This window comes from Citrobacter sp. 172116965 (assembly GCF_013458095.1).
Taxonomy (GTDB): Bacteria; Pseudomonadota; Gammaproteobacteria; order Enterobacterales; family Enterobacteriaceae; genus Citrobacter; species Citrobacter braakii.
In genome coordinates this window covers 4,394,134-4,420,438 of sequence record NZ_CP046673.1, presented here as the reverse complement: position 1 = coordinate 4,420,438, position 26,305 = coordinate 4,394,134, and the positions used below count along the sequence as shown (strand labels likewise).

Annotated in this window: 23 protein-coding genes, 1 tRNA gene and 2 pseudogenes; 17 read left to right on the top strand and 9 right to left on the bottom strand. The window is 51.9% G+C overall.

Annotated features, from left to right (window positions below; translation table 11 throughout):
- Positions 1 to 74 precede the first annotated feature (74 nt).
- The 4 genes from GPJ68_RS21480 to GPJ68_RS21465 all read left to right on the top strand — a co-directional run bounded on the left by GPJ68_RS21480 (position 75) and on the right by GPJ68_RS21465 (position 3,379).
- Complete coding sequence (locus tag GPJ68_RS21480) at positions 75 to 515, top strand: hypothetical protein (RefSeq protein WP_000459847.1); 441 nt, start codon at positions 75 to 77, stop codon at positions 513 to 515.
- A gap of 341 nt (positions 516 to 856) precedes the next feature.
- Entirely contained in the window at positions 857 to 1,087 is a 231-nt protein-coding gene (locus tag GPJ68_RS21475) for an AlpA family transcriptional regulator (RefSeq protein WP_000982619.1), read from the top strand.
- Between the two features lie 115 nt (positions 1,088 to 1,202).
- Entirely contained in the window at positions 1,203 to 2,627 is a 1,425-nt protein-coding gene (locus tag GPJ68_RS21470; RefSeq protein WP_000481743.1) for a YfjI family protein, read from the top strand.
- Between the two features lie 125 nt (positions 2,628 to 2,752).
- A complete protein-coding gene (locus GPJ68_RS21465) occupies positions 2,753 to 3,379 on the top strand; it encodes an inovirus Gp2 family protein (protein ID WP_000220523.1) in 627 nt (208 codons plus the stop codon).
- Between the two features lie 261 nt (positions 3,380 to 3,640).
- Here GPJ68_RS21465 and GPJ68_RS21460 read toward each other — a convergent pair whose 3' ends face one another.
- On the bottom strand, positions 3,641 to 4,357 hold the full coding sequence (locus GPJ68_RS21460; RefSeq protein WP_370461161.1) for an IS3 family transposase: 717 nt from the start codon (positions 4,355 to 4,357) through the stop codon (positions 3,641 to 3,643).
- Between the two features lie 536 nt (positions 4,358 to 4,893).
- Here GPJ68_RS21460 and GPJ68_RS21455 point away from each other — a divergent pair.
- A pseudogene (locus tag GPJ68_RS21455) lies at positions 4,894 to 5,109 on the top strand (ABC transporter permease); the annotation flags it as partial.
- A gap of 49 nt (positions 5,110 to 5,158) precedes the next feature.
- On the opposite strand, the gene GPJ68_RS21450 reads toward GPJ68_RS21455, so the two are convergent.
- The 6 genes from GPJ68_RS21450 to GPJ68_RS21425 form a co-directional block, all read right to left on the bottom strand.
- Positions 5,159 to 6,127, bottom strand: a complete 969-nt coding sequence (locus tag GPJ68_RS21450) for an IS5-like element IS903B family transposase (RefSeq protein ID WP_000654804.1) — start codon at positions 6,125 to 6,127, stop codon at positions 5,159 to 5,161.
- Positions 6,128 to 6,144: 17 nt separating this feature from the next.
- On the bottom strand, positions 6,145 to 7,389 hold the full coding sequence (locus tag GPJ68_RS21445; RefSeq protein WP_180837428.1) for a capsule biosynthesis protein: 1,245 nt from the start codon (positions 7,387 to 7,389) through the stop codon (positions 6,145 to 6,147).
- A 26-nt stretch (positions 7,390 to 7,415) separates the two neighbouring features.
- A complete protein-coding gene (locus tag GPJ68_RS21440; protein WP_134889211.1) occupies positions 7,416 to 9,449 on the bottom strand; it encodes a capsular polysaccharide biosynthesis protein in 2,034 nt (677 codons plus the stop codon).
- 95 nt (positions 9,450 to 9,544) lie between these two features.
- Positions 9,545 to 11,221: a polysaccharide biosynthesis/export family protein gene (locus tag GPJ68_RS21435; RefSeq protein ID WP_023294593.1), complete on the bottom strand. Its 1,677-nt coding sequence runs from the start codon at positions 11,219 to 11,221 to the stop codon at positions 9,545 to 9,547.
- Positions 11,222 to 11,253: 32 nt separating this feature from the next.
- Positions 11,254 to 12,405, bottom strand: coding sequence for a capsule biosynthesis protein (locus GPJ68_RS21430; protein ID WP_042111153.1), 1,152 nt, complete (start codon positions 12,403 to 12,405; stop codon positions 11,254 to 11,256).
- Positions 12,406 to 12,476: 71 nt separating this feature from the next.
- A complete protein-coding gene (locus GPJ68_RS21425; protein WP_167776861.1) occupies positions 12,477 to 13,433 on the bottom strand; it encodes a KpsF/GutQ family sugar-phosphate isomerase in 957 nt (318 codons plus the stop codon).
- A gap of 416 nt (positions 13,434 to 13,849) precedes the next feature.
- Between GPJ68_RS21425 and GPJ68_RS21420 the strand changes: the two genes are divergently transcribed.
- The 11 genes and pseudogenes from GPJ68_RS21420 (at position 13,850) to GPJ68_RS21370 (ending at position 23,524) form a co-directional block, all read left to right on the top strand.
- A protein-coding gene (locus GPJ68_RS21420) for an IS1 family transposase (RefSeq protein WP_244606946.1) occupies positions 13,850 to 14,547 on the top strand; the annotation gives its coding sequence in 2 pieces (ribosomal slippage) (positions 13,850 to 14,099 and positions 14,099 to 14,547; 699 coding nt in all).
- A 6-nt stretch (positions 14,548 to 14,553) separates the two neighbouring features.
- A pseudogene (locus tag GPJ68_RS21415) lies at positions 14,554 to 14,886 on the top strand (LysR substrate-binding domain-containing protein); the annotation flags it as partial.
- 328 nt (positions 14,887 to 15,214) lie between these two features.
- Positions 15,215 to 16,078 (top strand): GTPase family protein, encoded by an 864-nt coding sequence (locus GPJ68_RS21410; protein ID WP_001065554.1) that lies wholly within the window; start codon positions 15,215 to 15,217, stop codon positions 16,076 to 16,078.
- 91 nt (positions 16,079 to 16,169) lie between these two features.
- Positions 16,170 to 16,997 carry a DUF932 domain-containing protein gene (locus GPJ68_RS21405; protein WP_000197390.1) on the top strand — a complete coding sequence of 276 codons (828 nt, stop codon included), beginning with the start codon at positions 16,170 to 16,172 and terminating at the stop codon, positions 16,995 to 16,997.
- A gap of 226 nt (positions 16,998 to 17,223) precedes the next feature.
- Positions 17,224 to 17,907 carry a YafY family protein gene (locus GPJ68_RS21400; RefSeq protein WP_001135318.1) on the top strand — a complete coding sequence of 228 codons (684 nt, stop codon included), beginning with the start codon at positions 17,224 to 17,226 and terminating at the stop codon, positions 17,905 to 17,907.
- A 60-nt stretch (positions 17,908 to 17,967) separates the two neighbouring features.
- Positions 17,968 to 21,435, top strand: coding sequence for an AIDA repeat-containing protein (locus GPJ68_RS21395; RefSeq protein WP_001618787.1), 3,468 nt, complete (start codon positions 17,968 to 17,970; stop codon positions 21,433 to 21,435).
- 90 nt (positions 21,436 to 21,525) lie between these two features.
- Positions 21,526 to 21,765 (top strand): DUF905 domain-containing protein, encoded by a 240-nt coding sequence (locus tag GPJ68_RS21390; RefSeq protein WP_001115184.1) that lies wholly within the window; start codon positions 21,526 to 21,528, stop codon positions 21,763 to 21,765.
- A gap of 101 nt (positions 21,766 to 21,866) precedes the next feature.
- Positions 21,867 to 22,325, top strand: coding sequence for an antirestriction protein (locus tag GPJ68_RS21385; protein WP_000211839.1), 459 nt, complete (start codon positions 21,867 to 21,869; stop codon positions 22,323 to 22,325).
- An 8-nt stretch (positions 22,326 to 22,333) separates the two neighbouring features.
- Entirely contained in the window at positions 22,334 to 22,816 is a 483-nt protein-coding gene (gene radC / locus GPJ68_RS21380) for a DNA repair protein RadC (RefSeq protein WP_180837426.1), read from the top strand.
- Positions 22,817 to 22,844: 28 nt separating this feature from the next.
- Positions 22,845 to 23,162 carry a type IV toxin-antitoxin system YeeU family antitoxin gene (locus tag GPJ68_RS21375; RefSeq protein ID WP_001004647.1) on the top strand — a complete coding sequence of 106 codons (318 nt, stop codon included), beginning with the start codon at positions 22,845 to 22,847 and terminating at the stop codon, positions 23,160 to 23,162.
- A 20-nt stretch (positions 23,163 to 23,182) separates the two neighbouring features.
- Positions 23,183 to 23,524 (top strand): TA system toxin CbtA family protein, encoded by a 342-nt coding sequence (locus tag GPJ68_RS21370; protein ID WP_014641112.1) that lies wholly within the window; start codon positions 23,183 to 23,185, stop codon positions 23,522 to 23,524.
- A gap of 161 nt (positions 23,525 to 23,685) precedes the next feature.
- On the opposite strand, the gene GPJ68_RS21365 is transcribed toward GPJ68_RS21370, so the two are convergent.
- A tRNA-Ile gene (locus tag GPJ68_RS21365) sits at positions 23,686 to 23,761 on the bottom strand.
- Between the two features lie 125 nt (positions 23,762 to 23,886).
- Here GPJ68_RS21365 and mug point away from each other — a divergent pair.
- Entirely contained in the window at positions 23,887 to 24,393 is a 507-nt protein-coding gene (mug, locus tag GPJ68_RS21360) for a G/U mismatch-specific DNA glycosylase (RefSeq protein ID WP_080859510.1), read from the top strand.
- Positions 24,394 to 24,438: 45 nt separating this feature from the next.
- Here mug and rpoD read toward each other — a convergent pair whose 3' ends face one another.
- On the bottom strand, positions 24,439 to 26,283 hold the full coding sequence (gene rpoD / locus GPJ68_RS21355; protein ID WP_016154549.1) for an RNA polymerase sigma factor RpoD: 1,845 nt from the start codon (positions 26,281 to 26,283) through the stop codon (positions 24,439 to 24,441).
- Positions 26,284 to 26,305: the final 22 nt, after the last annotated feature.

Genomic DNA, 26,305 nt, shown 5'->3' with positions numbered 1-26,305 from the left:
TCCAGTTAAATTCACATTGCTTATCGTAATTTTTTTTGGTTGCAAGATGTTTGTTGATTTTAAAAGGATAAAAAATGTTTGATAAGTCTGATTTGACACGAGAAAATTTTGAGGAACTACTGAGGATAAATAATGCTTTAAAAAGCGAAAACAGTAATCTTTTAGATGACATAAAAAAGTATCATAAAGATATGGAAAACTTCCTTGTTGATAGAGGGAATTTCATCAAAGATATTGAAATGCTTAGAAGTGAAAATAATGAGTTGAAAAAAGGGTTGTCAAATAATGGCGCGACATCAAAAGTTAAAAGCTCTGTCCCAAGAGCAGGAAAGGCAACAGTAAATGCAATTTATCTTCTCATTAAAGCTCACTATGGAATGGATAAGTTTGTTGCAAAGGATTTAATTAAAAAATTCGATTCCATAGCAAGGTCACATGATATTGTTTACTCCTTCCAATTAAAGACTGTTGAGTCTTGGTGTACAGAATTCAAAAAAATGGATGCTAAACAGTAATCTCTTTAAATCTGAGAGTTACTAATCAGTACGCTTGTAATTCTCAGGTAATACAAGGTTCTTGAATTTATTGAAAGTCGTTTCAGCAATCATCCTTCAGCTCTTCTCCAGCATGAATCTTTCACATATTATTTCTGTGATATATGGTTTGCTGTGTGCAATTTATCTCAGTCATATCATAGCACCCCTTAATAAGGGAAAATGCATGCATGGCATAACCTGTTGATAGTAAAGTTTTTTATTTTGTTTTAAGTTCTCTTTTCCTTAATGAGAATCGTGAATGTTGCGCACGTATCTTGGCTCGACCATTATAATTTCACGCTATCAACAAGGAAACTCAAATGATGCCTTTCAAGTTAACAAATGAACAACGTATAAAAGTATTAAGAGATTATGGTGAGACTTGCGATCGATTAGTACGAGAAAAAGAACGGCAATATATTACTTCAATTTCCCGCTCTACCGCGTGGAAACTGGAACAGGTTGGTAAGTTTCCGCTACGTAAGCCTATTGGCCTGAAATCCTGCGGATGGCTATTAAGTGATCTGCTCTATTGGATCAATGAACGTTAGTTTCAAGGGAGATCATTTTCTGAGTGACCCGCGTTAACCCTGCTACTTCCGCTATTAATAGCGGAATAGCAAATTGTGCGGGAATTTTTAACGTGAATTGTATTAGAGGTGTTATATGTTTAACGGTCGTCCTTTCCCTGTGCATGTGTTCCCGCAGATCATCAGAAATGCTGTATATGAAGCGGAGCAGCAGACCCAGGCTCCCCAAGCTTTGATTGCTGCATCGGTATTGGGAGTAATTTCGCTTGCCTGCCAGAACCGGATTGATGTGTGCAGATTGAATAATCTGCGCAGCCCTGTATCGCTTTTTTTACTGACACTGGCTGATTCTGGTGAGCGCAAAAGCACTGTGGACAAACTACTGATGAAGCCAATGTATCAACTGGAAGAAGAATGGTCTAAAAAATATACCCAAGACCTAATTGTCTGGAGGAATGAAGAAACGGTTTTTAATATTGAAAAGAAAGCACTGATGTCAAAATTGAAATCCGATATTCGCCGTAATAAAGATCACTCCACAACGAATGAACGGCTGAAAGTGTTACTGGCTGCGTCTCCAAAAGCACCGGTCCGGTTAAGGCAGATATACAACGATGCCACACCTGCGGCGATAAAAGACTCTCTCTGTGGACGCTGGCGGTCCATAGGACTTATGTCTGATGAAGCTGGCACTATTTTTGACGGCTATGCGCTGAATGAACTGCCGTTCATCAATAAAATGTGGGATGGCGCAATGTTTCCCGTGGAAAGAAAAAGCGAGCCAGATAAATTAATCAAAGATGCCAGAATGACGCTGGGGTTGATGATTCAGCCTGATGTGTTTAAAAAAGGGTATCTGGAACGAAAAGGCGATGCCGCGAAAGGGATCGGATTCTTCGCCCGATGTTTGATATGTCAACCGGGTTCAACACAGGGCAACAGGCAAATTACCAGTCCGGTTGTCTCAAATGAGCATCTGCCGGTATTTCATCAACGACTGATAGACATTGTTAATGAGAGCATTGCGAGAAATGAGGAAAATGAGCGTCAGTGTCTGCGTTTCTCTCCCGAAGCAGAAAAACACTGGCTCGAATTTTATAACAAAGTCGAGTCAGAAATGGGGTTGCTTGGCTTCCTGTCTGATTTTAAGGATTATGCATCTAAAATGGCGGAGAATATGGCGAGGCTTGCTGCCTTACTACATTACTTCAGTGGTGATGAGGGCGATATATCTATTGCCGCTGTAAAAGCAGCAGTGGATATAATGGCCTGGTATATTGAAGAATACATCCGTTTGTTCTCCAAAAAAGAAAAGTTTTCTTTAGATGTTGCGGAAACAGATGAGCTTTACTGCTGGATAAAAAACTATTGCATTCGTTATTGTAAACCTTTTATTACGAAAAACACCATACTTCAATATGGTCCTAATAAATTCAGGAATCGTAGTAAAGCAAATGAATTACTCAGTACATTATTCTCTCAAAATAAAATCCTTGTAGGAAAAAAGGGGAAAACCACATTAATAGCTATCGCTGGCTTGAACTCCTCAACTTCATTCTGATTAATTGTTTTTAATTCAAGAGCAAAAATGAATAATTAGCCCAGTTCAGTTAATGGTTTGTTGTCATGATAGGTAATATATATTAAATCCATCACTTACTCCAATATCATCAAACAGGATGCTATATGACATACGATAGTGAATTCGGATCACACATATCCCTATATCGGGATAGAATCAAACAGGTTATTGAAGACTCCCTCAATGAACATCCTAACTCAATGATTCTTCGTGTTGATCTGCATGACCCAATTGATACAGAAGAAATAGATAACCCATTCTTTCAACCTAGGGTTGACTCTGCTGCTATATCTCGCTTTACCAGTGCGTTAAAAGCAAAGCTTGAACACGATAAGCATATTAAAACTCAACGGAAAGACTGGCCTGATACCCGACATTCAACCTTACGTTACGCATGGGTCCGAGAATATACCAAAAATGGAAAGCGGCATTACCATTTGATACTGTGCTTCAATCAGGATGCTTATTATCATGTAGGTGATTACGATTTAAACCGTAATACGATAAGAACAATGATAACAACAGCTTGGTACAGTGCACTTGGCATCCCGATAGATGACTCTGGGAAGTTAGTTAATTACCCATTAAATGGAAAATATCTCCTCAATCGTAAACGAATCAACTTTGAGCAAACTTATAACGACTTGATGAATAGGGTAGATTACATGACCAAAGTAAGATCTAAAATAGTCGGTGATGGGGACCGTAATTTCGGCTGCAGTCGCGGGTAATTTATTTTTTACAACGATGGCCTTTCTTATGGATGGAAAGGCCAGATCTTATATATCAAGACGATGGCGAGCGATAAAGTATGGTTTTCAAGTAATCATCTGTTGCAGTAAACTCAGGGGGTTGACCACTCATTGCCTGTGTAAGTGGTATAATCTTTGTCCTAACCCCCATCCCCCTAAAATCAACGTAGCCGTAATCACGTAAGACTTCCATGATAATCGTGTGATCTTGACCCTCCATCTCCGGACAGCTTTTGTATCTTAAGTTAACGATGTCCGCTGCCGCCGGTATTCCCTCGGGGAGTGATATCCCAGCGCGCTGTGCGGGTGGTTTTCATTGTAATGCGTGAACGCTACTGCAAGGTTTCGCAGTGCTGTTCTCACATCCGGTTTTGGCATGAACGCGATATAGTCTTCTTTCATCGTTTTCACGAACCGTTCGGCCATGCCATTACTCTGCGGGCTGCTCACCGCTGTTGTGCAGGGCTCCAGATTCAGCTCTCTCGCGAACTTCCGCGTTTCATACGCGGTATACGCTGAACCGTTATCCGTCAGCCACTGCACTGGTGTTTCCGGTAGCCTGTCGCCGAAGCGCTTTTCCACCGACCTCAGCATCACATCCTGCACGGTCGAACTGTCATAGCCTCCCGTGCTTGCTGCCCAGTCTATGGCCTCACGGTCGCAGCAGTCCAGCGCGAACGTTACCCGCAGTTTTTCGCCGTTGTCGCAGCCGAACTCGAAGCCATCTGAACACCAGCGCATATCGCTTTCTGCCACCGCTATCTTGCCCTTATGTTCACGCTTCGGTCGCTCTGGTTTGTCATGCAACAACAACAGGTTATGCTCGCTCATTATCCTGTAAAGCCGTTTGGCGTTCACAGGTGGCTGTCCCTCTGTGCGACGTTGCTTGCGCAGGATGCCCCACACGCGTCGATAACCATAACTCGGCATATCGCTGATGATGTCGAGGATATCCACACTAACAGCCTGCCTTTATGACGAGATCGCTTTTCGCAATACTACCTCTTTTAAGGGGTTAACCGAGGCTGAATTGAAAAAATCTCCCAGCAGTGATACAAAGCGTTTTGCTTAAGTTTCCATAAAAATTCTTCTATAGAAACGTAATTTGAGAAATGGGCAGAAAAACGAACAGATTATAACCACATGATCTCACATAAAAATTCTGCTTCATTCCATGGATTTATCTTATAAATAGTTAATGATAATTAATAATGTTCAATTGATAGGTTAGAACTTATAGGATTTGTCCTGATACCCCGTTACATTTAGAGCCGATTTAGACTTAAGGACGTTTGCGTCAGGAAGATTTCCGCTTATTTACGCTAATTACTTCACCTTCCTACAAACAACACAATTCATCGAAAAGCGTTTTCCTGCTTTTTGTTACAGTTAGCTGCCTAATTATTGGCATACTCATATTTTACGCACTGAGCGCTCTGGTAGCTATAGCCAGGGGCGGTAGCGTGTCCTAAGACGTCAAGGTGAGATCACCCATGGCCAGAAGTGGTTTAGAAGTGCAGCAAGCAGCGGTGAAAGCGCTGTTCTTACGCGAGATAAAGACGCGTTTTGGTAAGTATCGGTTAGGGTACTTGTGGGCAATACTTGAGCCTGCGGCTCATCTGATGGTTTTGCTAACTATATTTGGTTTTATCATGCATCGGACAATGCCTGATATATCTTTTCCGGTTTTCTTATTGAATGGGGCTTTGTTGAATAAATCAGATTTCGGGTAAGTCTCCCCCGTAGCGGGTTGTGTTTTCAGGCAATACGCACGCTTTCAGGCATACCTGCTTTCGTCATTTTGTTCAGCGCTCGTACCAGGGCCATAGCCTCCGCAACCTGACCATCGTAGTCACGCAGCGTCAGTGAACCCCCGAACAGCTGTTTTACCCGGTACATCGCCGTTTCCGCTATCGAGCGACGGTTGTAATCTGTTGTCCATTTCCACCGCGCATTACTCCCGGTCATTCGCTGATTAGCCACTGCACGGTTACGGTCTGCATATTCACCGGGCCAGTAACCCGCACCTTTTCGGGGAGGGATAAGCGCGCTGATTTTCTTACGCCGCAGTTCATCGTGACATAGCCGGGTATCGTAAGCGCCATCGGCGGCGGCTGACCTGATTTTCCGGTGGGTTTGCCGGATTAACCCGGGGAAGGCCTCTGAGTCCGTAACGTTGTTCAGCGACAGGTCAGCGCAGATGATTTCATGTGTTTTACTGTCAACGGCGAGATGCAGCTTACGCCAGATACGGCGGCGTTCCTGGCCATGCTTTTTGACTTTCCACTCGCCTTCACCGAAGACCTTCAGCCCGGTGGAATCAATTACCAGGTGTGCGATTTCACCCCGGGTGGGCGTTTTGAAACTGACATTAACCGACTTTGCCCGCCTGCTGACACAGCTGTAATCCGGGCAGCGTAGCGGAACGTTCATCAGAGAAAAAATGGAATCAATAAAGCCCTGCGCAGCGCGCAGGGTCAGCCTGAATACGCGTTTAATGACCAGCACAGTCGTGATGGCAAGGTCAGAATAGCGCTGAGGTCTGCCTCGTGAAGAAGGTGTTGCTGACTCATACCAGGCCTGAATAGCTTCATCATCCAGCCAGAAAGTTATGGAGCCACGGTTGATGAGGGCTTTATTGTAGGTGGGCCAGTTGGTGATTTTGAACTTTTGCTTTGCCACGGAACGGTCTGCGTTGTCGGGAAGATGCGTGATCTGATCCTTCAACTCAGCAAAAGTTCGATTTATTCAACAAAGCCCGAATTTTGCTGAAGATCCACTTGACTTTCCCATTTTTTTTGCAAGGTATGAGATTTATCCCCATAATACACAGCATTAATCTGTGTATTCTCCAGCAAATACGCGCGGAACTTCTTGAACAGCTTCATATCTGGCTTGAAGTCCGCGGTCCAGAACTGGTGCAGATGCCCCTGGTACGTCAGGCCTTTGATGTCGTACAGGGCTCTGCCCATCACTTTCAGCGGCTTGTTATGCACCAGCGCTGAAATCCCCGCCGTACTATTAATCGTTACCACCGCCTTCGCATGGGTCAGCAGCTCCGGCATGGGCAGGTCGTGAACGTAAACCACCCGGCTTGTCACGCCATACTTCTTACTCAACTGCTTAATCAACGGTCCGTACAGGCGATGGCCACGATCCATAGGATGGTGCTTGATCACCAGCACATGGCTCAGCGACGCTTTGTGGGAAAACGAGAAAATCACATCGTTAATATAATCGCGCACGTCGGCATACGGGCTGTGGTTACGAATCTGGCTGTCGTTATAAACCTGCAGGATTGCCAGATAGTAACGCTGATCGAGCGTCGTTTGCAGCGTCTCCAGCACGTTACGCTGCTTAAAACCGTACCACTGCTTGCGCCACCAGGCGCGTACCCAGCACTGTGCCTCGTACCAGGGTGAAAAAGACTTGTGGTGACGATAGCGGGGGAACTCGTGACGATAGCGCCAGCCCACCAGGTAATACCAGGTCGCGTGAATATAACGGCGACCAGCAGACGGCTTTAACGGCTGAACCTCTGCGGGGGGCATATCGGGCAGATGACGATAAAAATCGGGATCGCGGGGAAGGGGAGAGTAGGCATTAACGCCGCCTTCTTCCACCGTAATAAAATGCGGGCGCAGGTAGCCCTCTTCGAATGCCAGGAAACGAATGCCCTTCGCTTTTGCCCAGGCCCGCGCCGCCTGATGCAAAGGACGGCAGTCACCAAAGCAGAGAATGGTATCGAAAGGGTAATCCTTCCACGTCTCTTTCAGCCAACCGGGGAACTCTTTTGGCGTCTGGGTGAAGGTCAGATAAGGACGATTGCGGCAGTAAAAGCGATCGCCGCCGTTAAAGACAACGTTTACCGCTTCGCGCTCCAGCGTTTCCAGCCAGTTAGCGACATCATTAAAGAAAGGCCCCATAGGTCCTTGCAGCAGCAGATATTTTTTCCCTGCGAGTAATGTCTTAACGGTTATGTTTTGCATCATCTTCCATGTATCCAGAGAGCAGGCTAACCAAATCTAACTTTATAAAACATCAATAACTTACGGTACTGTCTGGCTAAACGGCCAATATTCTTTTTTGATATTTTCATTTCACCGCGCGGTGCGGCGCTCAGCCATAATGCCGCCTCTTCCGCCAGCATCGGCTCAAGGCGCTGCGGGTGGATATAGGTCGGGTAGGCAATTAATGTCTGCCAGACTAAATCATCAAGGCTAAGCGAGCGTGAACGCCGGGCAATAGAATGCTCATCGTGCGTCAGGCCCCAACCGGCATAAAACGGCATGCCGTAACAAAATACGCGTTTGCCGTGCAGCAACGCTTCAAAACCCGAAAGCGACGTCATGGTATGCAGCTCATCAGCGTGCTGAATACACTGAATGATGTCCGCGTCCAGCGCCTGGCAGTCAGCCCAGCGGGCGACATCCTCGACGTCAACCATCCCTTTACGATTACCGACCAGCACATCCGGGTGCGGCTTAAAAACGATAAACGCCTCCGGGTTACGCTCGCGCACGGTACGCAACAGGTCGCGGTTGGTGCGAATAGATAGCGCGCCGGTGGCAATAGAGGCGTCGTCTTCCACCTGGCCGGGCACCAGCAACACTTTTTTACCCGCGGCTCCAGCCGGCAAATGCCAGTCCTGGCCAAGATTGTACTTGCTGACCTTGCTCTGTACCAGCAGCAAACGCAGCGCCTGCGCACGGGCGCGCTGGCGTTCGCTCAGGTTGCTGGCGTTCAGCAGGTTCTCCAGATCGCTTGGCCTGGTGGCGTCGTAATAAATCCCGCTCTTATCCAGCACCAGCGAAAGCGGCGCCAGCAGGTCAGACCCTAACCCGGATGAGCGAATAAAGCCATCTTCCATGCGCCAGAGTGGGATCTCTTGCCGGGCGGCCTGTGCCTGCCATCGGGCTTCACCCCGCGTTCCCCAGGCGATAAGCGCGCTGGCCTGTGGGCATTTAGCGGCAAAACGCACCCGGTTGCCTGCGGTTTTCAGGAACGGCTTAAGGATGGCCGTCTTCCACAGACTCAGCCCCGGCGCCCACAGCGTGCCCTGGCGCGCCAGCGTGTGGTTGCGCTGTAACGCCAGCCAGTCGACAACCTCGGCAAGGCCTGTCGGCTCGCCGCTGACCGGGTGCCGGTAGTGACAATAGCGCAGGTAGGCGGCGGTAAATAACTCGATAAGCGTAGCGGGCTGGCGGCGTTTGGCAAGCATCGCAGCCTGGGGATGACGGTCATCCGTCAGCCCCCAGCCTGCGTACCACGGCTGACCAAAGCAGATAACCGGTTTACCCGCCATCAGCGCTTCAAAGCCGTACTGCGAGGTCACTACGTAGACCTTCTGCATGTGGCGCAGCAGCGACTGCGGGCTAACGTCTTCGGCAAACAGTTTTACCCGCGGATCGTTTTGCAGGCCGGTAAAGTAGCCTGCTTTTTTGCCGCACAATACGTCCGGATGCACTTTCACCCACACCTCAGCATTGGGGTTTTCCGCTTTCGCGGTCTCCAGCATCAGGCGAAAGCTGTCGGCGCTGGCGTTGCCTTTCGCAACGGACATATCGCCAAAAGTCTGGTCGACGACCAACACCGCGTCCGGCATCACGGCGGGAGGAATAAACGGCAGCGCCTGGTTGTATTTCGACAGGTCGCTATCCACGATAGCGCGCATTAACCCGTGGGCTTCATCTGCCAGCGGGCGATTTCCCTCGCGGTCCTGTACCAGTGTTTCCAGCGTGCTGGGGGTAGAGGCATCGTAATAGATACCCAGTCTGTCGATCACTATCGACAGGGGAGGGCAGTCCTGTACGCCAAGCCCTAAAGAACGAATAAACCCATCTTCCAGGCGAATAACGGGCAGGCCCGCAGCCTGCGCCAGCGCAGCCGGTTTTTGCGCGCTCGGGCGATAGCCCCAGACGGCGATAGCGTTGACATTGGCCGGGATGGCTTTAAAAGGCGAGAGTCGGACACGCTCGCCGGGCAGGAAACTGTCCAGATAGGGAATACGCCAGATGCCGCCAGAATAAACGCCCAGTACGCTGTTCATTCGCTCAATCAATACATTGTTCAGTAAGAAAAAATCCGGAATGGATAAATAGCTTTCCCCGGCCTGTGCCGGGGAAAGACTTAAGAACCGGCTTGTTACAGCGTCAGCACCACTTTGGCGGCAACGGCAAGCTGGTAAAGAATGGTCGAAATGCCACGGGTAACTTCGATATTTTTCGATTCGTACTTCGGCAGGACCATGATTTCATCACCGGGACGCAGATCGTCGGCGTCGTCGGCATCTATCGATTCGCCATTCTGGCGGATGACAATGATTTTCGCATTACCTGATTTCTGCGTCAGGCCGCCGCATTTTTTGATGTAGTCGTCAGCATCCATCCCTTTCTGCCAGCTTACGGCGTTCGGGAACAGCACTTCGCCATGCACCATCACCAGAGACGTTTTCTCCGGGATCATGATGACATCGCCATCTTCCAGCAGCACGGAGTCGATGTTGCTCTCATTGAGCACCACTTCCCCTTTTGGCACCACGGTACGCGCTTTCGCTACGAAGCGGCTCACCAGCTGCGCTTCCTGCATACGCAGACGCGCCTCTTCCTGGGTGGAGGATTGCGCCGACAGCGAAGCCTCTTCCAGTTTTTGCAGTGACAGGTCCAGCATCTCTTTCTGGCGGGTAGCAACCGATTTGCGGTAAAGCTGAATCGCGCTGAGCTGAGACATGCTGTTCGGGCGGATTTGCGCCAGCACCTGGCGCATGGTTGCGCCGTACGGCAGTACCACGGCATGTTCGCCGGAATGGGCGCCGTCAACGCGCACCTGAATAGTGCCTGCGAAGCGGTCAGTGCTGATGATCAGCTTGTCGCCATCCTGCAACGAGCGGCCCGGCGCGGAGCTCAGCGGGTAGTATTCGCTGCGCTTCATCGCACCCTGCTGGCGGATAATCGTCATGTGGGTCGCGCCCGGCTTAGGACGCGCCCAGCTCAGCGCTTCCGTTACCGGAATGGTGCTGTTGGAGAATTCAAAATCGTAGCTGTTGAAGACGTCGCCTTCCACGCTAAAGGTGTGCTGACGCGGGCCAACCACGATGGTGTCGCCGTCGACAAACTGTGACAGCCCCAGCTTACCGTTAAGCAGGAAATCATACAGGTTCACCCTTGAGCGCACCGACTTGCCGCGTTTGACGGTGATATCAACATAGCTGCCGCGCTCGCTGTCCACGCCGCCTGCTTTGCTCAGGTAGGAGAGCAGCGAATCAGACGCCACACCGCCATACAGGCCGGGGCTGCGCACGTAGCCGGTAACGAACACTTTCACCGGCTGCGCCTGCAGCAGCGAGGCATAAACGTTGACGTTAGAGGTGTAAACCTCCTTGATCTTATTGGTCACCGTGTTGTTCAGCTGTGCGTTGGTCATGCCGGCGACTTTCAGCGGGCCAATGTTAGGCAGGAAAATATTGCCTTTCGGGTCAACGGTCAGCGCGCCGTCATACTGGAAAGCGCCCCACAGACGCACCTGAATGGTGTCGCCAAGGCCGATGACATAGCCGGGGTTAAAGCCCAGGCCCGCGCCGGAAGCGGCGCTGATAGAGGTAAACAGCTGCGCGCCGAACATACGGCTTGGCTGCGCGGCGGCCACCGGCGGCGGCGTGTCGTCAAAGCCGGATGCGGTCTGGGTTTCTTCCGTTTTGCCGGAAATAAGCGAGGGCAGCGGGGCCGCCCCTGTCAGATTGGGATCGGCCGTGATGTCGGTCGGGCTTGCCGCATATGCCGCCTGGCAGACCAGAAGGAGCAGTACCGATTTCAGTAATTTCATGTTCAACTCTGTAACGTTGCGTGCGTCAAAAATTAGTCTTTGTGATCTTCAATTACGGCCAGCAGCAGTTTAATGGTGCCAAACAGCAGGCAGCAAACCAGCAGCCAGCTTGCCAGCAGGTAACCGCTGTTCGGGAAGCTGGACTCTTCAGGGAGCTGTGGCGAACTGATAACCGACAACACTTTTAATTTGCGGGCCGTCTCAAGGCGGGTCTTCTCAATTGCCTTAATGGCCATAGAGTAAATTTCAGTATCGAAAGTTACCCGCGCTTTAATTTCGTCAAAATCCGCCGCCATGCTGTTCAGCTGTTTGCCGTCCGGCGCGGTGATTTTGCTCTGCTCGGCGTCAATTTGCGCCTGCAGCGCTTTAACGGCGTTGCGGGTGCTGATGACCTGCGGCGCGTCTTCACGCAAATAAGTGAGCAGGTTGCGCAGTTCGGCTTCCAGCTCCACTTTCTTGCCTTGCAGGGTCATCACCAGCGAGGTCGCCGCAGTGGCGCTGGCCTCCGGGTCGAGAATGTTATTTTTGTTCTGATAAGCCAGCAGCTCCGCTTTGCTCTTATCCAGACGCGCGCGCGCCTGGCGCAGTTCGTCTTCGGCAAAGTTCAGCTGGTCGCGGGCAATGCTATGCGACAGTTCGTTAATAAACCGCTCGGACTCTTTTAATACCGCCTGGTTGAAGCGCTGGGCAAACTGCGGGTTAAACCCCTGAGTCTGAATAGTCAGCAGGCCGGTTTTATCATCAAACACCACGGAAACACGGTCGCGGTAATAGTTGAGGAACTGTTCCGAGGTGGTGTTTTTAGGGAGATGATAGATAAAGTCCAGCCCGCTTTTGCTCCACGCGTCGTGGAAATTAAGCTGTTTATCAAGTACGCGCAGCATGTCTGCGGAGTTAATGTACTCTTTCAGATACAGCGAATCTTCCGCGGAGCTGGGGTTTGACGCGCCAAGCAGCAGCCCGACGTTGAGGCTGGCGCCTTCAATATCGCTGGGGCGCTTTACGGCGACTTTGGATTCGCTCATATAACGCGGCTGGCTGAAGATCACCAGGTAGACGATCAGCAGCGCCATCGGAGCGGCAATTACAATCCATGCAAGGTGTTGCTGGATCCAGGCAAGATTAAATTTGGCCGTACGCGCACGTAGCGAGGAAGCCAGCAACTTTACTTTGTGTGTAGACATGTCACTTTCAACGTTGAGCCCCCCGGCAACAGACCGCTGGGGGGTTACTTATATTTCTGTATAGCCAGGATCTAGTCGAAAATACGAACTAAACCAATGACATCCTGGGTGCTATCAGTGATCAACAGCGTGGAAATGCGGTGCTTAGTCATCTTCTCTTCCGCATCGATGATCATGCTATCAAGCGGCATGGTGATCGGATTGCGGGTCATCATCGACTGAGCGGTGCCGTTAACGAAGTCTTCGCATTTTTCCATATAGCGGCGCAGGTCGCCATCGGTAATGATCCCGGCCAGTTTGCCGTTCTCTTTTACTACGACCATACCCTGACAGCCGCTGGTCAATTCCTGAATAATCTGCCGGAAAGTAGCGTTAATATCGACATTGGGCACGTGAACCTGCATTACGTCGGCAACGCGCGTCAGCAGACGGCGGCCCAGTGAACCGCCCGGATGGTAGCGGGCAAAGTCATCAGGTTTGAAATGGCGTTTGTGAATTAACGCAATCGCCAGCGCATCGCCAATCGCCATAGTCAGCGTTGTTGAGGTCGTCGGCGCCAGGTTATTCGGGCAGGTTTCGTTCGCCATATGCAGTTCCAGCGTGGCGTCAGCATGTTTTGCCAGCGTGGAGTTAGCATTATTAGTAATAGCGATGATTTTGTTGCCGAAGTTCTTTAAAGAGGGGACGAGTTTCAGTACTTCGTCGGTTTCCCCGCTGGCGGAGATGAGGATCAGCACGTCATAAGGGGTGATCATGCCGAGGTCGCCGTGGAAAGCTTCCGCCGGGTGAATAAAGAAGCTGGGGGTACCGGTCGAGGCGAGCGTGGCGGACATTTTACGCCCGACATGCCCGGATTTACCCATACCGGAGACAATAACGTGACCTTTACAGTTCAGCATCAGCGATAAGGCGGTGCTGTACTCGTTTGCATCAATCACTTCTGCCAGATGGCGGAGGGCATCACCTTGCTCCGTCAACGTATTGCGCACGCTATCGATCAGCGTTTGCTCTTCTGTTTCCGTCTTCAAGTTAAAATCCATCTTCTAGCCTGTTGGTAAATTTTAAGTGACGGTATCCGGACCACAGTTTGCAGGCACACCGCCACAGCAACCGGTTGGGTTTGCACCACGCCGTTGCCAGCCTTTTTGTAGGAATGCAAAAAATACCCCGGCACCGGACGGGCACCGATTTTGGGTACGATGACATTTGCAATGTCGGGGACTGTATTTATTTTCCCTGCTTTTTAGCATAAGCGGCTTTTATACACAACCTCAACGAGTTTGCTATACCAGAATTAATAGCTTGTACTTTTCCACGCGCAATGTTAGCTGGCTTTATCTCCATTCAGATAAAAACCGTGTTTATTTACAAACAAGGGTACGGCTTGTCGGTAATGGTGCCAACTTACTGATTTAGTGTACGATGGTGTTTTTGAGGTGCTCCCGTGGCTTCCATCTCCATCAGTTGTCCCTCCTGCTCAGCTACTGAAGGCGTGGTGCGTAACGGTAAAAGTACTGCCGGACATCAGCGCTATCTCTGCTCTCACTGCCGTAAAACATGGCAGCTACAGTTCACTTACACCGCCTCTCAGCCCGGTACACACCAGAAAATTATTGATATGGCCATGAATGGCGTCGGATGTCGCGCCAGTGCACGCATTATGGGCGTTGGCCTCAACACGATTTTACGACACTTAAAAAACTCAGGCCGCAGTCGGTAACCTCGCGCATACAGCCGGGCAGTGACGTCATCGTCTGCGCGGAAATGGACGAACAGTGGGGATACGTCGGGGCTAAATCGCGCCAGCGCTGGCTGTTTTACGCGTATGACAGGCTCCGGAAGACGGTTGTTGCGCACGTATTCGGTGAACGCACTATGGCGACGCTGGGGCGTCTTATGAGCCTGCTGTCACCCTTTGACGTGGTGATATGGATGACGGATGGCTGGCCGCTGTATGAATCCCGCCTGAAGGGAAATCTGCACGTAATCAGCAAGCGATATACGCAGCGAATTGAGCGGCATAACCTGAATCTGAGGCAGCACCTGGCACGGCTGGGACGGAAGTCGCTGTCGTTCTCAAAATCGGTGGAGCTGCATGACAAAGTCATCGGGCATTATCTGAACATAAAACACTATCAATAAGTTGGAGTCATTACCTGCGATGTGCAGTTGTACCAGTGGAAAGGATGGTTTGAGGCGAATAAGATGACGCCACCCAATAATTATGGCCTTCGATTTGACCGTAGCTTTATGGCGATTGCTGCCGCAGTTGACGGCTTGGGAGTTGTGCTTGAATCAAAACTACTGGCTGAACGTGAAATCGCTAGCGGTAAACTGGTATGCCCACTTGTAAACAGTACCAGCGAAATACATTACATCGGTCATTATTTGGTTTTCCCCCAGCACCAGCACATGCATTCTGCGCTTGATGTGTTCAAAACCTGGCTACTGAATGAACTCAATCTGGGTAAAATTCGTTGATCATGTTCACATTAATCGGGGCTCTGAATTCAAAGTAACTTTATTACTAAGCATTATTTTGTGAAGGCTCTCACTTTTGCTCGCGGCTCCGAAACTTTGCTGGGTTGAGATTTTAAGGTGTATCACGGCGGCTCATACTCTCAATAAATCCCTGTTAGTAAATGCTGCTATTATAACTCATTCATTGCCTGAGCCAGCAGTCGCGCAGCTGCCTCAAGCGCAGAGGATTGAAAAAATCTTCAGATATATATCATCACTCTGAACATACGCAATTAACGGCGGAATCTCACGATTCTACCGTTTTTTATTATTTTTCAGAGGAGTAGTGATGAATAATTCTGAAGGTTTGAAGTCGTTTCAGCAATCGCTTGCTGATCTGCCGCAATGGGTATCAGAGCGGCTTCTGCAGCAAATTAACCAGTTAACTAACTACGAGCCAGTGATCGGCATTATGGGTAAAACCGGTGTTGGGAAGAGCAGTCTGTGCAATGCCCTGTTTGCCGGAGATATATCACCGGTCAGCGATGTGGCGGCCTGTACACGTGAGTCACTGCGCTTTCGCCTGCAAGTCGGCGACCGCTATATAACGCTGATGGATCTGCCCGGCGTGGGCGAAAGTGGCGCTCGCGATACCGAGTATGCTGCGCTGTACCGCGAACAGCTTCCTCGCCTCGACCTGGTACTGTGGCTGATTAAGGCCGATGACCGGGCGCTGACGGTGGATGAACATTTTTATCATCAGGTGATTGGAGAGGTATACCGGCATAAGGTGCTGTTTGTTATCAGCCAGTCGGATAAGGCCGAACCTACCAGCGGTGGGGGACAGTTGTCCACGGCGCAGAAGAAGAATATCAGCCGCAAAATCTGCCTGCTGCATGAGCTGTTCCAGCCCGTCCATCCGGTGTGTGCTGTGTCGGTCCGTCTACAATGGGGGCTTAAGGTGATGGCCGAGCGGATGATTAAGTGCCTGCCACGTGAGGCCACCAGCCCGGTGGTGTCGCAACTCCATCCTTCCTTTCGCACGACGGTAGTCCGGGAACAGGCTCGTAGCGATTTTGGTGAAACCGTCGGGGCCGTACTCGATAGCATCAGTGCCTTTCCCCTGATACCCGCCCCGGTGCGGGCCGTCATTCAGGCCGTGCGCACCACCGTGGTGTCAGTGGCCCGTGCCGTCTGGGATTTCTTCTTCTGAGTATTTAACCCATCCCTGTTACTTCCCTGCCCCTGTCGCCGATGCGACGGGGATTTCTTTTATTTGTTTTCCCATTATGAGGAGTCTGCTTATGACCCGTCTGGCTTCGCGCTTTGGCGCAGCAAACCTTATCCGTCGCGACCGTCCGTTAACCCGTGAAGAGCTGTTTCGCGTAGTGCCCAGTGTATTCAGTGAGGACAAACACGAGTCCCGTAGTGAGCGTTATACCTATATACCCACCATCTCCCTGCTCGACAGCCTACAGCGAGAAGGCTTCCAGCCATTCTTTGCCTGTCAGACCCGCGTGCGTGACCCGGGTCGTCGTGAACATACAAAGCATATGCTGCGCCTTCGTCGGGAGGGGCAGATTACCGGTAAGCAGGTGCCGGAAATCATTTTGCTGAATTCACATGATGGCACCAGTTCGTACCAGATGTTGCCGGGACTATTTCGCGCAGTTTGTCAGAACGGGCTCGTCTGTGGTGAGTCGTTTGGCGAGGTGCGGGTGCCGCACAAGGGGGACGTGGTGAGTCAGGTAATTGAAGGCGCGTATGAGGTACTGGGCATTTTTGACCGTGTGGAGGAGAAGCGGGATGCGATGCAGTCGTTGCTGTTGCAGCCTCCTGCGCAACAGGCACTGGCACAGGCTGCACTGACGTACCGGTTCGGGGAGGACCACCAGCCGGTTGCGCCGTCACAGGTGCTCTCCCCGCGCCGCTGGCAGGATGAGAGTAACGACCTGTGGACCACGTACCAGCGTATTCAGGAGAACCTGATTAAGGGCGGGCTCAGTGGTCGTAGCGCAAAAGGCGGGCGCACGCATACCCGTGCCGTGCGGGGCATAGACGGTGATGTGAAGCTTAACCGGGCACTGTGGGTGATGGCGGAAGCGATGCTCAGTGGTTTTCGGCCTGCGTGAGTTCACACTTTGCATCAGATAACGTTACGGCGGTGTTAATAAATGACACTCCCTGTCATTTTTGGTGGGAATTTTTGCCGAGTATTTCACCGAAAAATGGCGCAGGCCTGACAGATTCAGGCTTCAGGCCTCCCTCAAAATAGCGGCTCCAACAGACATATCCTGACAACCCCCTCCTTTAGAATCTCATGTCTTTCAACCGGTTAACCTGCACGGAGGAACCATCATGCCACCGACAGAGCGTCGCTACGACAGACTGGCGGTCAGGCTGTCGTTGATTATCAGCCGCCTCGTAGCGGGTGAAACGCTGGATATGCAAAAGCTCGCGACCGAGTTTGACGTGTCAGTCCGCACCCTCTACAGAGACTTTCGTGAACGGCTGATTTATCTGGATCTCGAATGCCATCAGGGCTGCTATCGCCTACGGACAGGGGCCGGGCCGCAGGGCGAGCTGGATGTCCTGACGTTTGCCCACCGTACCGGCATCGCCGGCCTCTTTCCGGGGCTGGACCGTCGGCTGGTGAGCCTGCTGCTGAACTGCGAGGGTGCCCCCTGCCTGACCGGAGATGCGGTTTCTGTGGGCTCACCTGCGACCCAGCTGTCCTTTTACCGGCTGGTACAGGCTATTACCACCTGCCAGCGCGTCACGTTGCTGACTGACGGAAATCGTTGCGAAAGACTGGCCCCTTACAGGCTGATTGCCCAGCAGAGCCACTGGTACTTGGTTGCGGAGCATCACGACCGTCCGGTGGTGTTTTCGCTCAGTGATATTCACCTTGTGCAGCCCCTCACTGAGAGTTTTAAACGCAACGAGCGCTTTTACCGACTGACAGAAGATTTAAGTTTTATCCGAGCACTGCCGCATTTTCAGTTTATTCAACAGGCAATCACCAACATAACTACAACCTAAAGGAAATCAGCTTCTTGCCGATACCCTTTTAGGGGAAATTCTACACACAACAAGGTATTTATGATGAAGCGAAACCTGAACACCAGCTACCGGCTGGTATGGAACGAAGTTTTGGGAGCATTTGTTGTTGTCTCAGAATTGGCAAAAGCAAAAGGAAAGCGCAGCACTGCTGTTCTCGCGCTGGCAGTTGCCGGACTGGTGGCAAGCCCTGCGGCACTGGCTGATGATGCGCCGGGAAACACCCGTACGGTAGCGGCCGGTGAGGTAGTCAATGGTGCGGTGATCGGCAATCACGACTCACAGATCGTTTTCGGTAAGACAAACAACACAGTCATCAACACAGGCCTGGAGTTCGGTGCTGATAATGATGACAACAGCGGTGGTCAGTGGGTACAGACGGGGGGCGTGGCAAACCAGACCACCATTAATAATAGCGGGCTGCAGGGTGTACTGGCTGGCGGCAGCGCCACAGACACCACAGTCAACAGCGGTGGTGGTCAGAGCGTGCATGGTCAAGCTTCAGATACCACGCTTGACGGTGGTACACAGTGGGTACACAGCGGCGGTATTACCTCCGGCACGATCATTAATAAAGACGGGGCTCAGCTGGTAAAAGCTGGAGCGCAGGCTACCGGTAGTGTGGTGAATACCGGAGCACAGGGTGGTCCCGATGCAGAGAACAACGACGGGCAGTGGGTTGCCGGTACCGCAACTGATACCACCATTAATAACGATGGTCGTCAGATTATTGCCGCTGGTGGCCTCGCTACCAGCACAGTGATTAAAGCGGACGGCGACCAGAGTGTGCACGGTTCGGCAATTAATACCCTGCTGGAAGGTGGCTTCCAGTACGTTCATGAAGGTGCCAGCGCCGAAGGTACAGTGATTAGCCAGAACGGCTGGCAGGTGGTGAAGAACGGAGCGACGGCAACGGATACCACTATCCTTAATGGTACTGGCACCGAGGTGGCAAACGGCAACAGCGCATCCTCGCAGAGTGTGCAGGCTGGTGGCTCTGCCCTGAACACCACTATCGGTGATGATTCACCCTCCGGCGAATTGCTGACCGACCTGTCGTATCAGATGGTGGATGGTGGACGTGCGGAAAATACCACCATCAATAATGGCGGGGTACAGTCGGTTTTTGCCGGTGGTACAGCTATCGGCTCGGTCGTGAATCGTGGTGGTCGGCTGGAAGTGTCCATCTGGCAGGATGAACCTGTTGCCGGGAAAACGGCAGTGGCCGGGTCGGCGAATAACGTCACAGTGGAAGCGGATGGCATATTGTCGGTGGATGCGGGCACTTCCGCGACGGATGTGGTCATCAAACAGGGCGGTGCATTATGGGCGACCACCGATTCCACGGTTACCGGGACGAACAGTCTTGGGGATTTCTTCATTGATGGCACCACGCATATCGCTACCAATGTCCTGCTGGAAAACGGCGGGCGTCTTGATGTACTAGGCAATGGCATCGCCGATACCACTACGGTTAATCAGGGCAGTATTCTGGCCGTCGCGACCGGTGGTAAGGCGCAGAACATCGTAATGCATGACGGCGGTGTGCTGATTGCCGATACCGGTGCAACGGTCAGCGGTACGAACACCACCGGCGCATTCGGCATTGACGGCGCAACCGGTAAGGCCAGCAACCTGCGTCTTGATAACGGCAGTCAGTTCACGGTACTGGGTAACGGCAGTGCGGATAACACCACAGTGGGTGCAGGCAGTACACTGAATGTGGCCCAAGGTGGCACGCTTACTGGTACCACCACATTTGGCGACGGTGCATCGCTGACAGGGAGTGCCACCAATAGCGGACAACTGCACTTCAGCAACGGTAACGCAGCCATCAGCGGTTCGGTAAGTGGTGACGGGCAATTACTCAAAGAGGGTAACGGTACCCTGACGGTCAGCAATGGCACGTTGTCTCAGTCACAGGTAACCCTGAATCAGGGAACGCTGGCGCTGAACAATGCGATCATCAACAGCGATATCATCGCACAGTCTGGTACCCAAGTGCGCCTGACTGGCAACTCGGTGATGAACGGCGCGATTGACCCGACTGACGTCACCCTCGACAGCGCTGCCAGCTGGAATATTCAGCGTGGGGCGGCAGTGAAATCGGTGCTCGATAACCTCGATAACGCCGGAACCATCAGTTTTACTCCAGCCACCGGTAGTCAATTTGTCCCGGAAACACTGACGGTCACCAATCTGACGGGCCGTAACGGCACCATCAACATGTCGATTCGTCTTGATGACCCGGCCTTCCCGACCGATATGCTGGTCATTGACGGCGGACAGGCAACCGGCAAAACTTGGCTGAACTTCACCCATACCGGTGATGCAGGGCTGGGCCTAGCAACAACCGGCAACGGCATCAAAGTGGTGGATGCGATTAACGGAGCCACCACTGAAGCCGGAGCCTTTGCGCTGGGCCGCAAATTGCAGGCCGGGGCGTACAACTACACCCTGAGCCACGGCAGTGCCGATGAAAACTGGTACCTCACCAGTGAAGCGGGTTACCGTGCCGAAGTGGCGCTGTACGCCTCTTTGTTTGCGCAGAGTATGGATTACGACCGTGCATTGGCGGGAACATACAGTCAGCGCAGCAGCGCCGTGAACGACCAAGGGATCTGGGGACGTATTCAGGGCGGGCATACCGGGCGTGATGGTAACGGCGGCATTGCACAGGGCGACACCCCGGAAAGCAGCGGCAGCTACGGTTTTATGCAGCTTGGTGGTGACTTGTTCAAGCATGATACCGGTACACTTTCCCTAACCACTGGTCTGTATGGCGCAGTAGGCCAATCGTCGGTGGATGTGAAAAACGACGATCGCTCTGCAGCAGGCAGCGTGCGTGACACGGTGTACAGCATCGGCGGCTATCTGACAGCAGTTCATGATGCCAGTGGATTGTGGGCAGATATCGTGGCACAAGGCTCCCGTCACAGCCTGAAAGCCAACTCTTCGGATAACCGTTTTGATACTGACGGCACTGGCTGGCTGGCCTCTGTGGAAACCGGTCTACCGTTTAACATCAGTCAGGGATTGGTGCTGGAGCCACAACTGCAGTACATCTGGCAAGGACTGTCTCTGGATGATGGGCATGACAACGGCGGTTACGTGAACTTTGGTGACGGCAGTGCGCAGCATGTCCGCGCCGGTATCCGTTTTGGCAGTTCGTCTGAAATGGACTTCGGTCAGGGTACCTCTGCGGTCACAGGGTTTGCTGACAGCATGAAGCGCAGCGCAAGTGAGCTTCCGGTGAACTGGTGGGTACGTCCGTCGGTCATCCGCACGTTCAGTTCCGATGGCGATATGAGCATGGGCACGGCGACTGCAGGCAGCAATGTCAGCTTCACCCCGTCTCAGAAAGGCACGTCGCTTGACCTGCAGGCGGGTATTGACGCACGAGTACGGCAGAATGTCACACTGGGCGTGCAGGGCGGTTATACCCGCAGCGTCAGCGGTAACAGCGTTGACGGTTACAACGGTCAGGCCACACTGAAAGTCACCTTCTGATAATCCTGCCACTCTAACCAGAGTGGTATCAGTAGTCCTCACAGCCCCTGTTGCTCTGGCAACAGGGGCTTTTTGCATTTAAGGAGGCATATGCCTGAATCTCACTTACTGCCACCGGGACCCTTCACCCGAAGACATGCGCAAGCGGTCACTACCACGTACAGCAATATCACCCTCGAAGACGACCAGGGCAGTCACTTCCGCCTTGTGGTTCGTGACACTGAAGGCCGGATGGTCTGGCGGGCATGGAACTTTGAACCCGATGCCGCTGAAAGTCTTAACCGCTACATCCGCACCTCTGGCATCCGTACAGGCACCTCCACCCGCTGACCGCGAAGCATTTACCCGCACATTTCACCTCCCCGAACACGCTTTATTCCCCCATTTGCCAGCCATCGCCGCTGGCGTTTTTTATTAACGGAGACATGCCCATGACAACACAGACGCAGTACGACCTCGCACCCGCTAACCAACCCGAATTTGAACTGACCGTCACGCCGGTCCCCGATGAACAGCGTATCGATTTCTGGCCACAGTACTTTGGCGCTATCCCGCAGTGGCTACTCCTGGAGCCGCATATCTTCGCCTGGATGGACCGCTTCTGTGAGGGCTACAGCGGTGGTATCTGGTCGTTCTACACCCTCAGCAATGGCGGCGCATTTATGTCCCCCGAGCCTGACAACGATGAGACATGGCGTCTGTTTAACTGCCTGAACGGTAACGATGCCCAAATGAGTGCAGAAGCAGCAGGTATTGCTGTCTGCCTGATTGCGTATAGCCACCATGCCTGCCGTACAGAATGTGACGCGATGACCGCACACTATTACCGCCTGCGGGACTACACCCTGCAACACCCCGAGTCACAGGCCATTCTGCGCATTATTGATTAAGGAAACTCATTATGGAAAAACTACTTTCCACACAGACTCCGGCATTTCCGCTGACTGCACAACGCACGATAAAACGCGCTTTAACGCTGCTTGATCACCACCTGCGCGAAACTGGCGTGGCATTCACGTCCGCCCAGGCTGCCCGTGACTGGCTGAAATTGAGAATGGCGGGACTGGAGCGCGAAGAGTTCATGGTGATGTACCTGAACCAGCAGAACCAGTTGATTGCCCACGAAACCCTGTTCACCGGTTCAATTAGCAGCACCGAGGTACATCCTCGGGAGGTGGTCAAACGCGCCCTGTATTTCAATGCAGCAGCAGTGATACTGGCGCATAACCACCCCTCCAGGGACACCACACCCAGTCAGGCTGACAAAGCCATTACGCAGCGTCTGGTGCAGGCACTTGCGCTGGTGGACATACGTGTTCCGGACCACCTTATCGTCGGTGGTAACCAGATACTGTCGTTCGCTGAACACGGTCTGTTGTGAGATGCATTTACCTTAAAGGAGAACATTAGTGAATGAAATGACCTGGGGCCTGCAGCGTGACGTCACACCACGCTTCGGTGTCCGGCTGGTGCAGGAGAGCAACCGACTGCACTATCTGTCTGACCGGGCCAGTATCACCGGTAAGTTCAGTGACGTTGAATGTCTAAGGCTGGATGAAGCATTCCCGCACTTTGTCCGTCAGATGGAATTGATGCTGACCACTGGCGATCTGAATCCTCGCCATACACACTGCGTCACCCTGTACCACAACGGTTTTACCTGTGAAGCCGACACCCTTGGCAGTTGCGGCTACGTATACATCGCCATTTACCCCACTCAGCGTTAATTACCTTCACGAGAGCAAACATGAAAACTTTACCTGCAACAACTCTGCGGGTGGTGAAGCCCTGCCTGTCACCCGTGGCTGTCTGGAAAATGTTACTGACACGCCTGCTGGAACAGCACTATGGTCTCACCCTCAACGACACACCGTTCAGTAAGGAACGTGTTATACAGGAACATATCGATGCCGGGATCTCGCTGGCTGATGCCGTGAATTTTCTGGTGGAAAAATACGAACTGGTGCGTATCGACAGGAAGGGGTTTAGCTGGCAGGAACAATCCCCTTATCTCCGGGCTGTAGACATTCTGCGAGCACGGCAGGCAACTGGCTTGTTGCGGCAAAGCCGTAAAAATTTGGTACGGTGAATATTACAGGCAGTGCTACTGGCTTTCATCACTATCCGGGGATGCTGGCAGCGAGATGAAGAGGGCAGGGTAGCAATTCCTTACCTGACCCATTACCTGACCCAAATTGCATCCAAAGAAAAAGGAGTTAGACGATTTCTCATCTAACTCCTTGTTTTATCTGGTGGCCCCTGTTGGGTTTGAACCAACGACCAAGCGATTATGAGTCGCCTGCTCTAACCACTGAGCTAAGGGGCCGTGGCGGTGGATTATAAAGTAACTCCGCGTTGCAATCCAGACATAAGCGTACGGATGCTGTTTTTATAAACAATGTATTTTCAGTCCGTTATACTTGTTCCTCTGATGTATTGATGGGAGTAATTATGGTTAAGGACATACTGGCGCCGGGGCTGCGGGTGGTGTTTTGCGGCATCAATCCGGGGTTGTCTTCCGCAGGTACAGGATTCCCCTTTGCACATCCCGCTAATCGCTTCTGGAAGGTCATCCATCAGGCGGGATTTACCGATCGCCAGCTCAAACCCGAAGAGGCACAACACCTGCTGGACTTCCGTTGTGGCGTGACTAAATTTGTCGACAGACCGACGGTGCAAGCCAATGAAGTGAAGCTACAAGAGATGCGCAACGGTGGTCGTAAGCTCATTGAGAAAATAGAAGAGTATCAGCCTGCTGCACTCGCAATCCTTGGGAAGCAGGCATTTGAGCAGGGCCTCAGCCAGCGTGGGGCGCAGTGGGGAAAACAAACGCTGACTATTGGCGCGACGCAAATATGGGTTTTGCCGAATCCCAGCGGGTTAAGTCGGATTACGCTGGATAAACTGGTGGAGGCGTATCAGGAAGTGAATGACGCCCTGGCCAGACGGGGACTATAAAGAAAAACGCCACCTTGCGGTGGCGTTTATGCTTATGCGGCGAGATTAATCGTCGAGGAAGCTACGCAGCACTTCAGAGCGGCTCGGGTGGCGCAGTTTACGCAGCGCTTTCGCTTCGATCTGACGGATACGTTCGCGGGTAACGTCGAACTGTTTACCGACTTCTTCCAGCGTGTGGTCGGTATTCATATCGATACCGAAACGCATACGCAGAACTTTCGCTTCACGGGCGGTCAGGCCTGCCAGAACGTCGTGAGTTGCGGCACGCAGGCTCTCGGTGGTAGCAGAATCCAGCGGCAGCTCGAGGGTGGTATCCTCGATGAAATCACCCAGATGCGAATCTTCATCGTCGCCGATCGGCGTTTCCATGGAGATAGGCTCTTTAGCGATCTTCAGCACTTTACGGATCTTGTCTTCCGGCATCAGCATGCGTTCAGCCAGCTCTTCCGGCGTCGGCTCGCGGCCCATCTCTTGCAGCATCTGACGGGAGATACGGTTGAGCTTGTTGATGGTCTCAATCATATGTACCGGGATACGGATGGTACGTGCCTGATCCGCGATCGAGCGGGTGATCGCCTGACGGATCCACCAGGTTGCATAGGTAGAGAACTTGTAACCACGACGGTATTCAAACTTATCAACCGCTTTCATCAGACCGATGTTACCTTCCTGAATCAAATCCAGGAACTGCAGACCACGGTTGGTGTATTTCTTGGCGATAGAGATAACCAGACGTAAGTTCGCTTCAACCATCTCTTTTTTCGCACGGCGGGCTTTCGCTTCACCGATGGACATGCGACGGTTGATGTCTTTAACCTGCTCGATGGTCAGGCCGGTTTCTTCTTCAATCTGCTGCAGTTTCTGCAGTCCGCGGTGAACATCATCTGCCACGTCGTGCAGTTTTTCAGACCACGGTTTGTTCATCGCGATTGCCGCGTTGAACCAGGTTTCGCTGGTTTCGTTGCCAGTGAACAGGGTGATGAAGTTTTTCTTCGGCATTTTGCACTGCTCAACGCAGAGCTTCATGATCAGACGTTCCTGAGTACGCACGCGGTCCATCATGACGCGCATGCTGTTTACCAGGTAGTCGAACTGCTTCGGCACCAGGCGGAACTGTTTGAACACTTCAGACAGCTTCTGAATTTCTTCCTGCGCGGCAGCATGGCTGCGGCCTTTCGCTTTGATGGTGTCGCGAGTGATTTCGTACTGAGTACGCAGTTCACCGAATTTTTCACGCGCTAATTCAGGGTCGATGCTGTTGTCGTCATCGCTGCTGTCGTCGTCATCTTCTTCATCTTCGTCTGCATCGTCATCCATCTCTTCCTGAGAGAGCTCAGAACCGACGTGTGTCGCCGTTGGCGCCATGTCTTCTTCCGCGTTCGGATCGACAAAGCCGGTGATCAGATCGGAAAGACGCGCTTCTTCAGCTTCTACACGATCGTATTGCTCAAGCAGGTAGGTGATGGCTTCCGGGTATTCGGCAACGGAGCATTGAACCTGGTTAATCCCGTCTTCGATGCGTTTAGCGATGTCGATTTCGCCTTCACGGGTTAACAGTTCAACGGTACCCATTTCACGCATGTACATGCGGACCGGGTCAGTTGTACGACCGATTTCGGACTCAACGCTGGACAGAACCTGGGCAGCCGCTTCTTCCGCGTCTTCATCGGTGCTGTTGGAGGTTTCAGCAAGCAGCAGATCATCGGCATCAGGTGCTTCTTCCATCACCTGAATACCCATGTCATTGATCATTTGGATGATGTCTTCGATTTGATCTGAATCGACGATATCTTCCGGCAGATGGTCATTGACCTCGGCATAGGTCAGATAGCCTTGCTCCTTACCACGTTGGACAAGTAGCTTCAGCTGTGACTGCGGGTTTTGCTCCATAAGACGGTATCCACACTTAATT

What these genes read in the sequence shown, in the direction of transcription:
- GPJ68_RS21480 (WP_000459847.1), top strand. Translation starts at nt 75, where the DNA reads ATGTTTGATAAGTCTGATTTGACACGAGAAAATTTTGAGGAACTACTG.
- GPJ68_RS21475 (WP_000982619.1), top strand. Translation starts at nt 857, where the DNA reads ATGATGCCTTTCAAGTTAACAAATGAACAACGTATAAAAGTATTAAGA.
- GPJ68_RS21470 (WP_000481743.1), top strand. Translation starts at nt 1,203, where the DNA reads ATGTTTAACGGTCGTCCTTTCCCTGTGCATGTGTTCCCGCAGATCATC.
- GPJ68_RS21465 (WP_000220523.1), top strand. Translation starts at nt 2,753, where the DNA reads ATGACATACGATAGTGAATTCGGATCACACATATCCCTATATCGGGAT.
- GPJ68_RS21445 (WP_180837428.1), bottom strand. Translation starts at nt 7,389, where the DNA reads ATGCAAAACATAACCGTTAAGACATTACTCGCAGGGAAAAAATATCTG.
- GPJ68_RS21440 (WP_134889211.1), bottom strand. Translation starts at nt 9,449, where the DNA reads ATGAACAGCGTACTGGGCGTTTATTCTGGCGGCATCTGGCGTATTCCC.
- GPJ68_RS21435 (WP_023294593.1), bottom strand. Translation starts at nt 11,221, where the DNA reads ATGAAATTACTGAAATCGGTACTGCTCCTTCTGGTCTGCCAGGCGGCA.
- GPJ68_RS21430 (WP_042111153.1), bottom strand. Translation starts at nt 12,405, where the DNA reads ATGTCTACACACAAAGTAAAGTTGCTGGCTTCCTCGCTACGTGCGCGT.
- GPJ68_RS21410 (WP_001065554.1), top strand. Translation starts at nt 15,215, where the DNA reads ATGAATAATTCTGAAGGTTTGAAGTCGTTTCAGCAATCGCTTGCTGAT.
- GPJ68_RS21405 (WP_000197390.1), top strand. Translation starts at nt 16,170, where the DNA reads ATGACCCGTCTGGCTTCGCGCTTTGGCGCAGCAAACCTTATCCGTCGC.
- GPJ68_RS21400 (WP_001135318.1), top strand. Translation starts at nt 17,224, where the DNA reads ATGCCACCGACAGAGCGTCGCTACGACAGACTGGCGGTCAGGCTGTCG.
- GPJ68_RS21395 (WP_001618787.1), top strand. Translation starts at nt 17,968, where the DNA reads ATGATGAAGCGAAACCTGAACACCAGCTACCGGCTGGTATGGAACGAA.
- GPJ68_RS21390 (WP_001115184.1), top strand. Translation starts at nt 21,526, where the DNA reads ATGCCTGAATCTCACTTACTGCCACCGGGACCCTTCACCCGAAGACAT.
- GPJ68_RS21385 (WP_000211839.1), top strand. Translation starts at nt 21,867, where the DNA reads ATGACAACACAGACGCAGTACGACCTCGCACCCGCTAACCAACCCGAA.
- GPJ68_RS21370 (WP_014641112.1), top strand. Translation starts at nt 23,183, where the DNA reads ATGAAAACTTTACCTGCAACAACTCTGCGGGTGGTGAAGCCCTGCCTG.
- mug (WP_080859510.1), top strand. Translation starts at nt 23,887, where the DNA reads ATGGTTAAGGACATACTGGCGCCGGGGCTGCGGGTGGTGTTTTGCGGC.
- rpoD (WP_016154549.1), bottom strand. Translation starts at nt 26,283, where the DNA reads ATGGAGCAAAACCCGCAGTCACAGCTGAAGCTACTTGTCCAACGTGGT.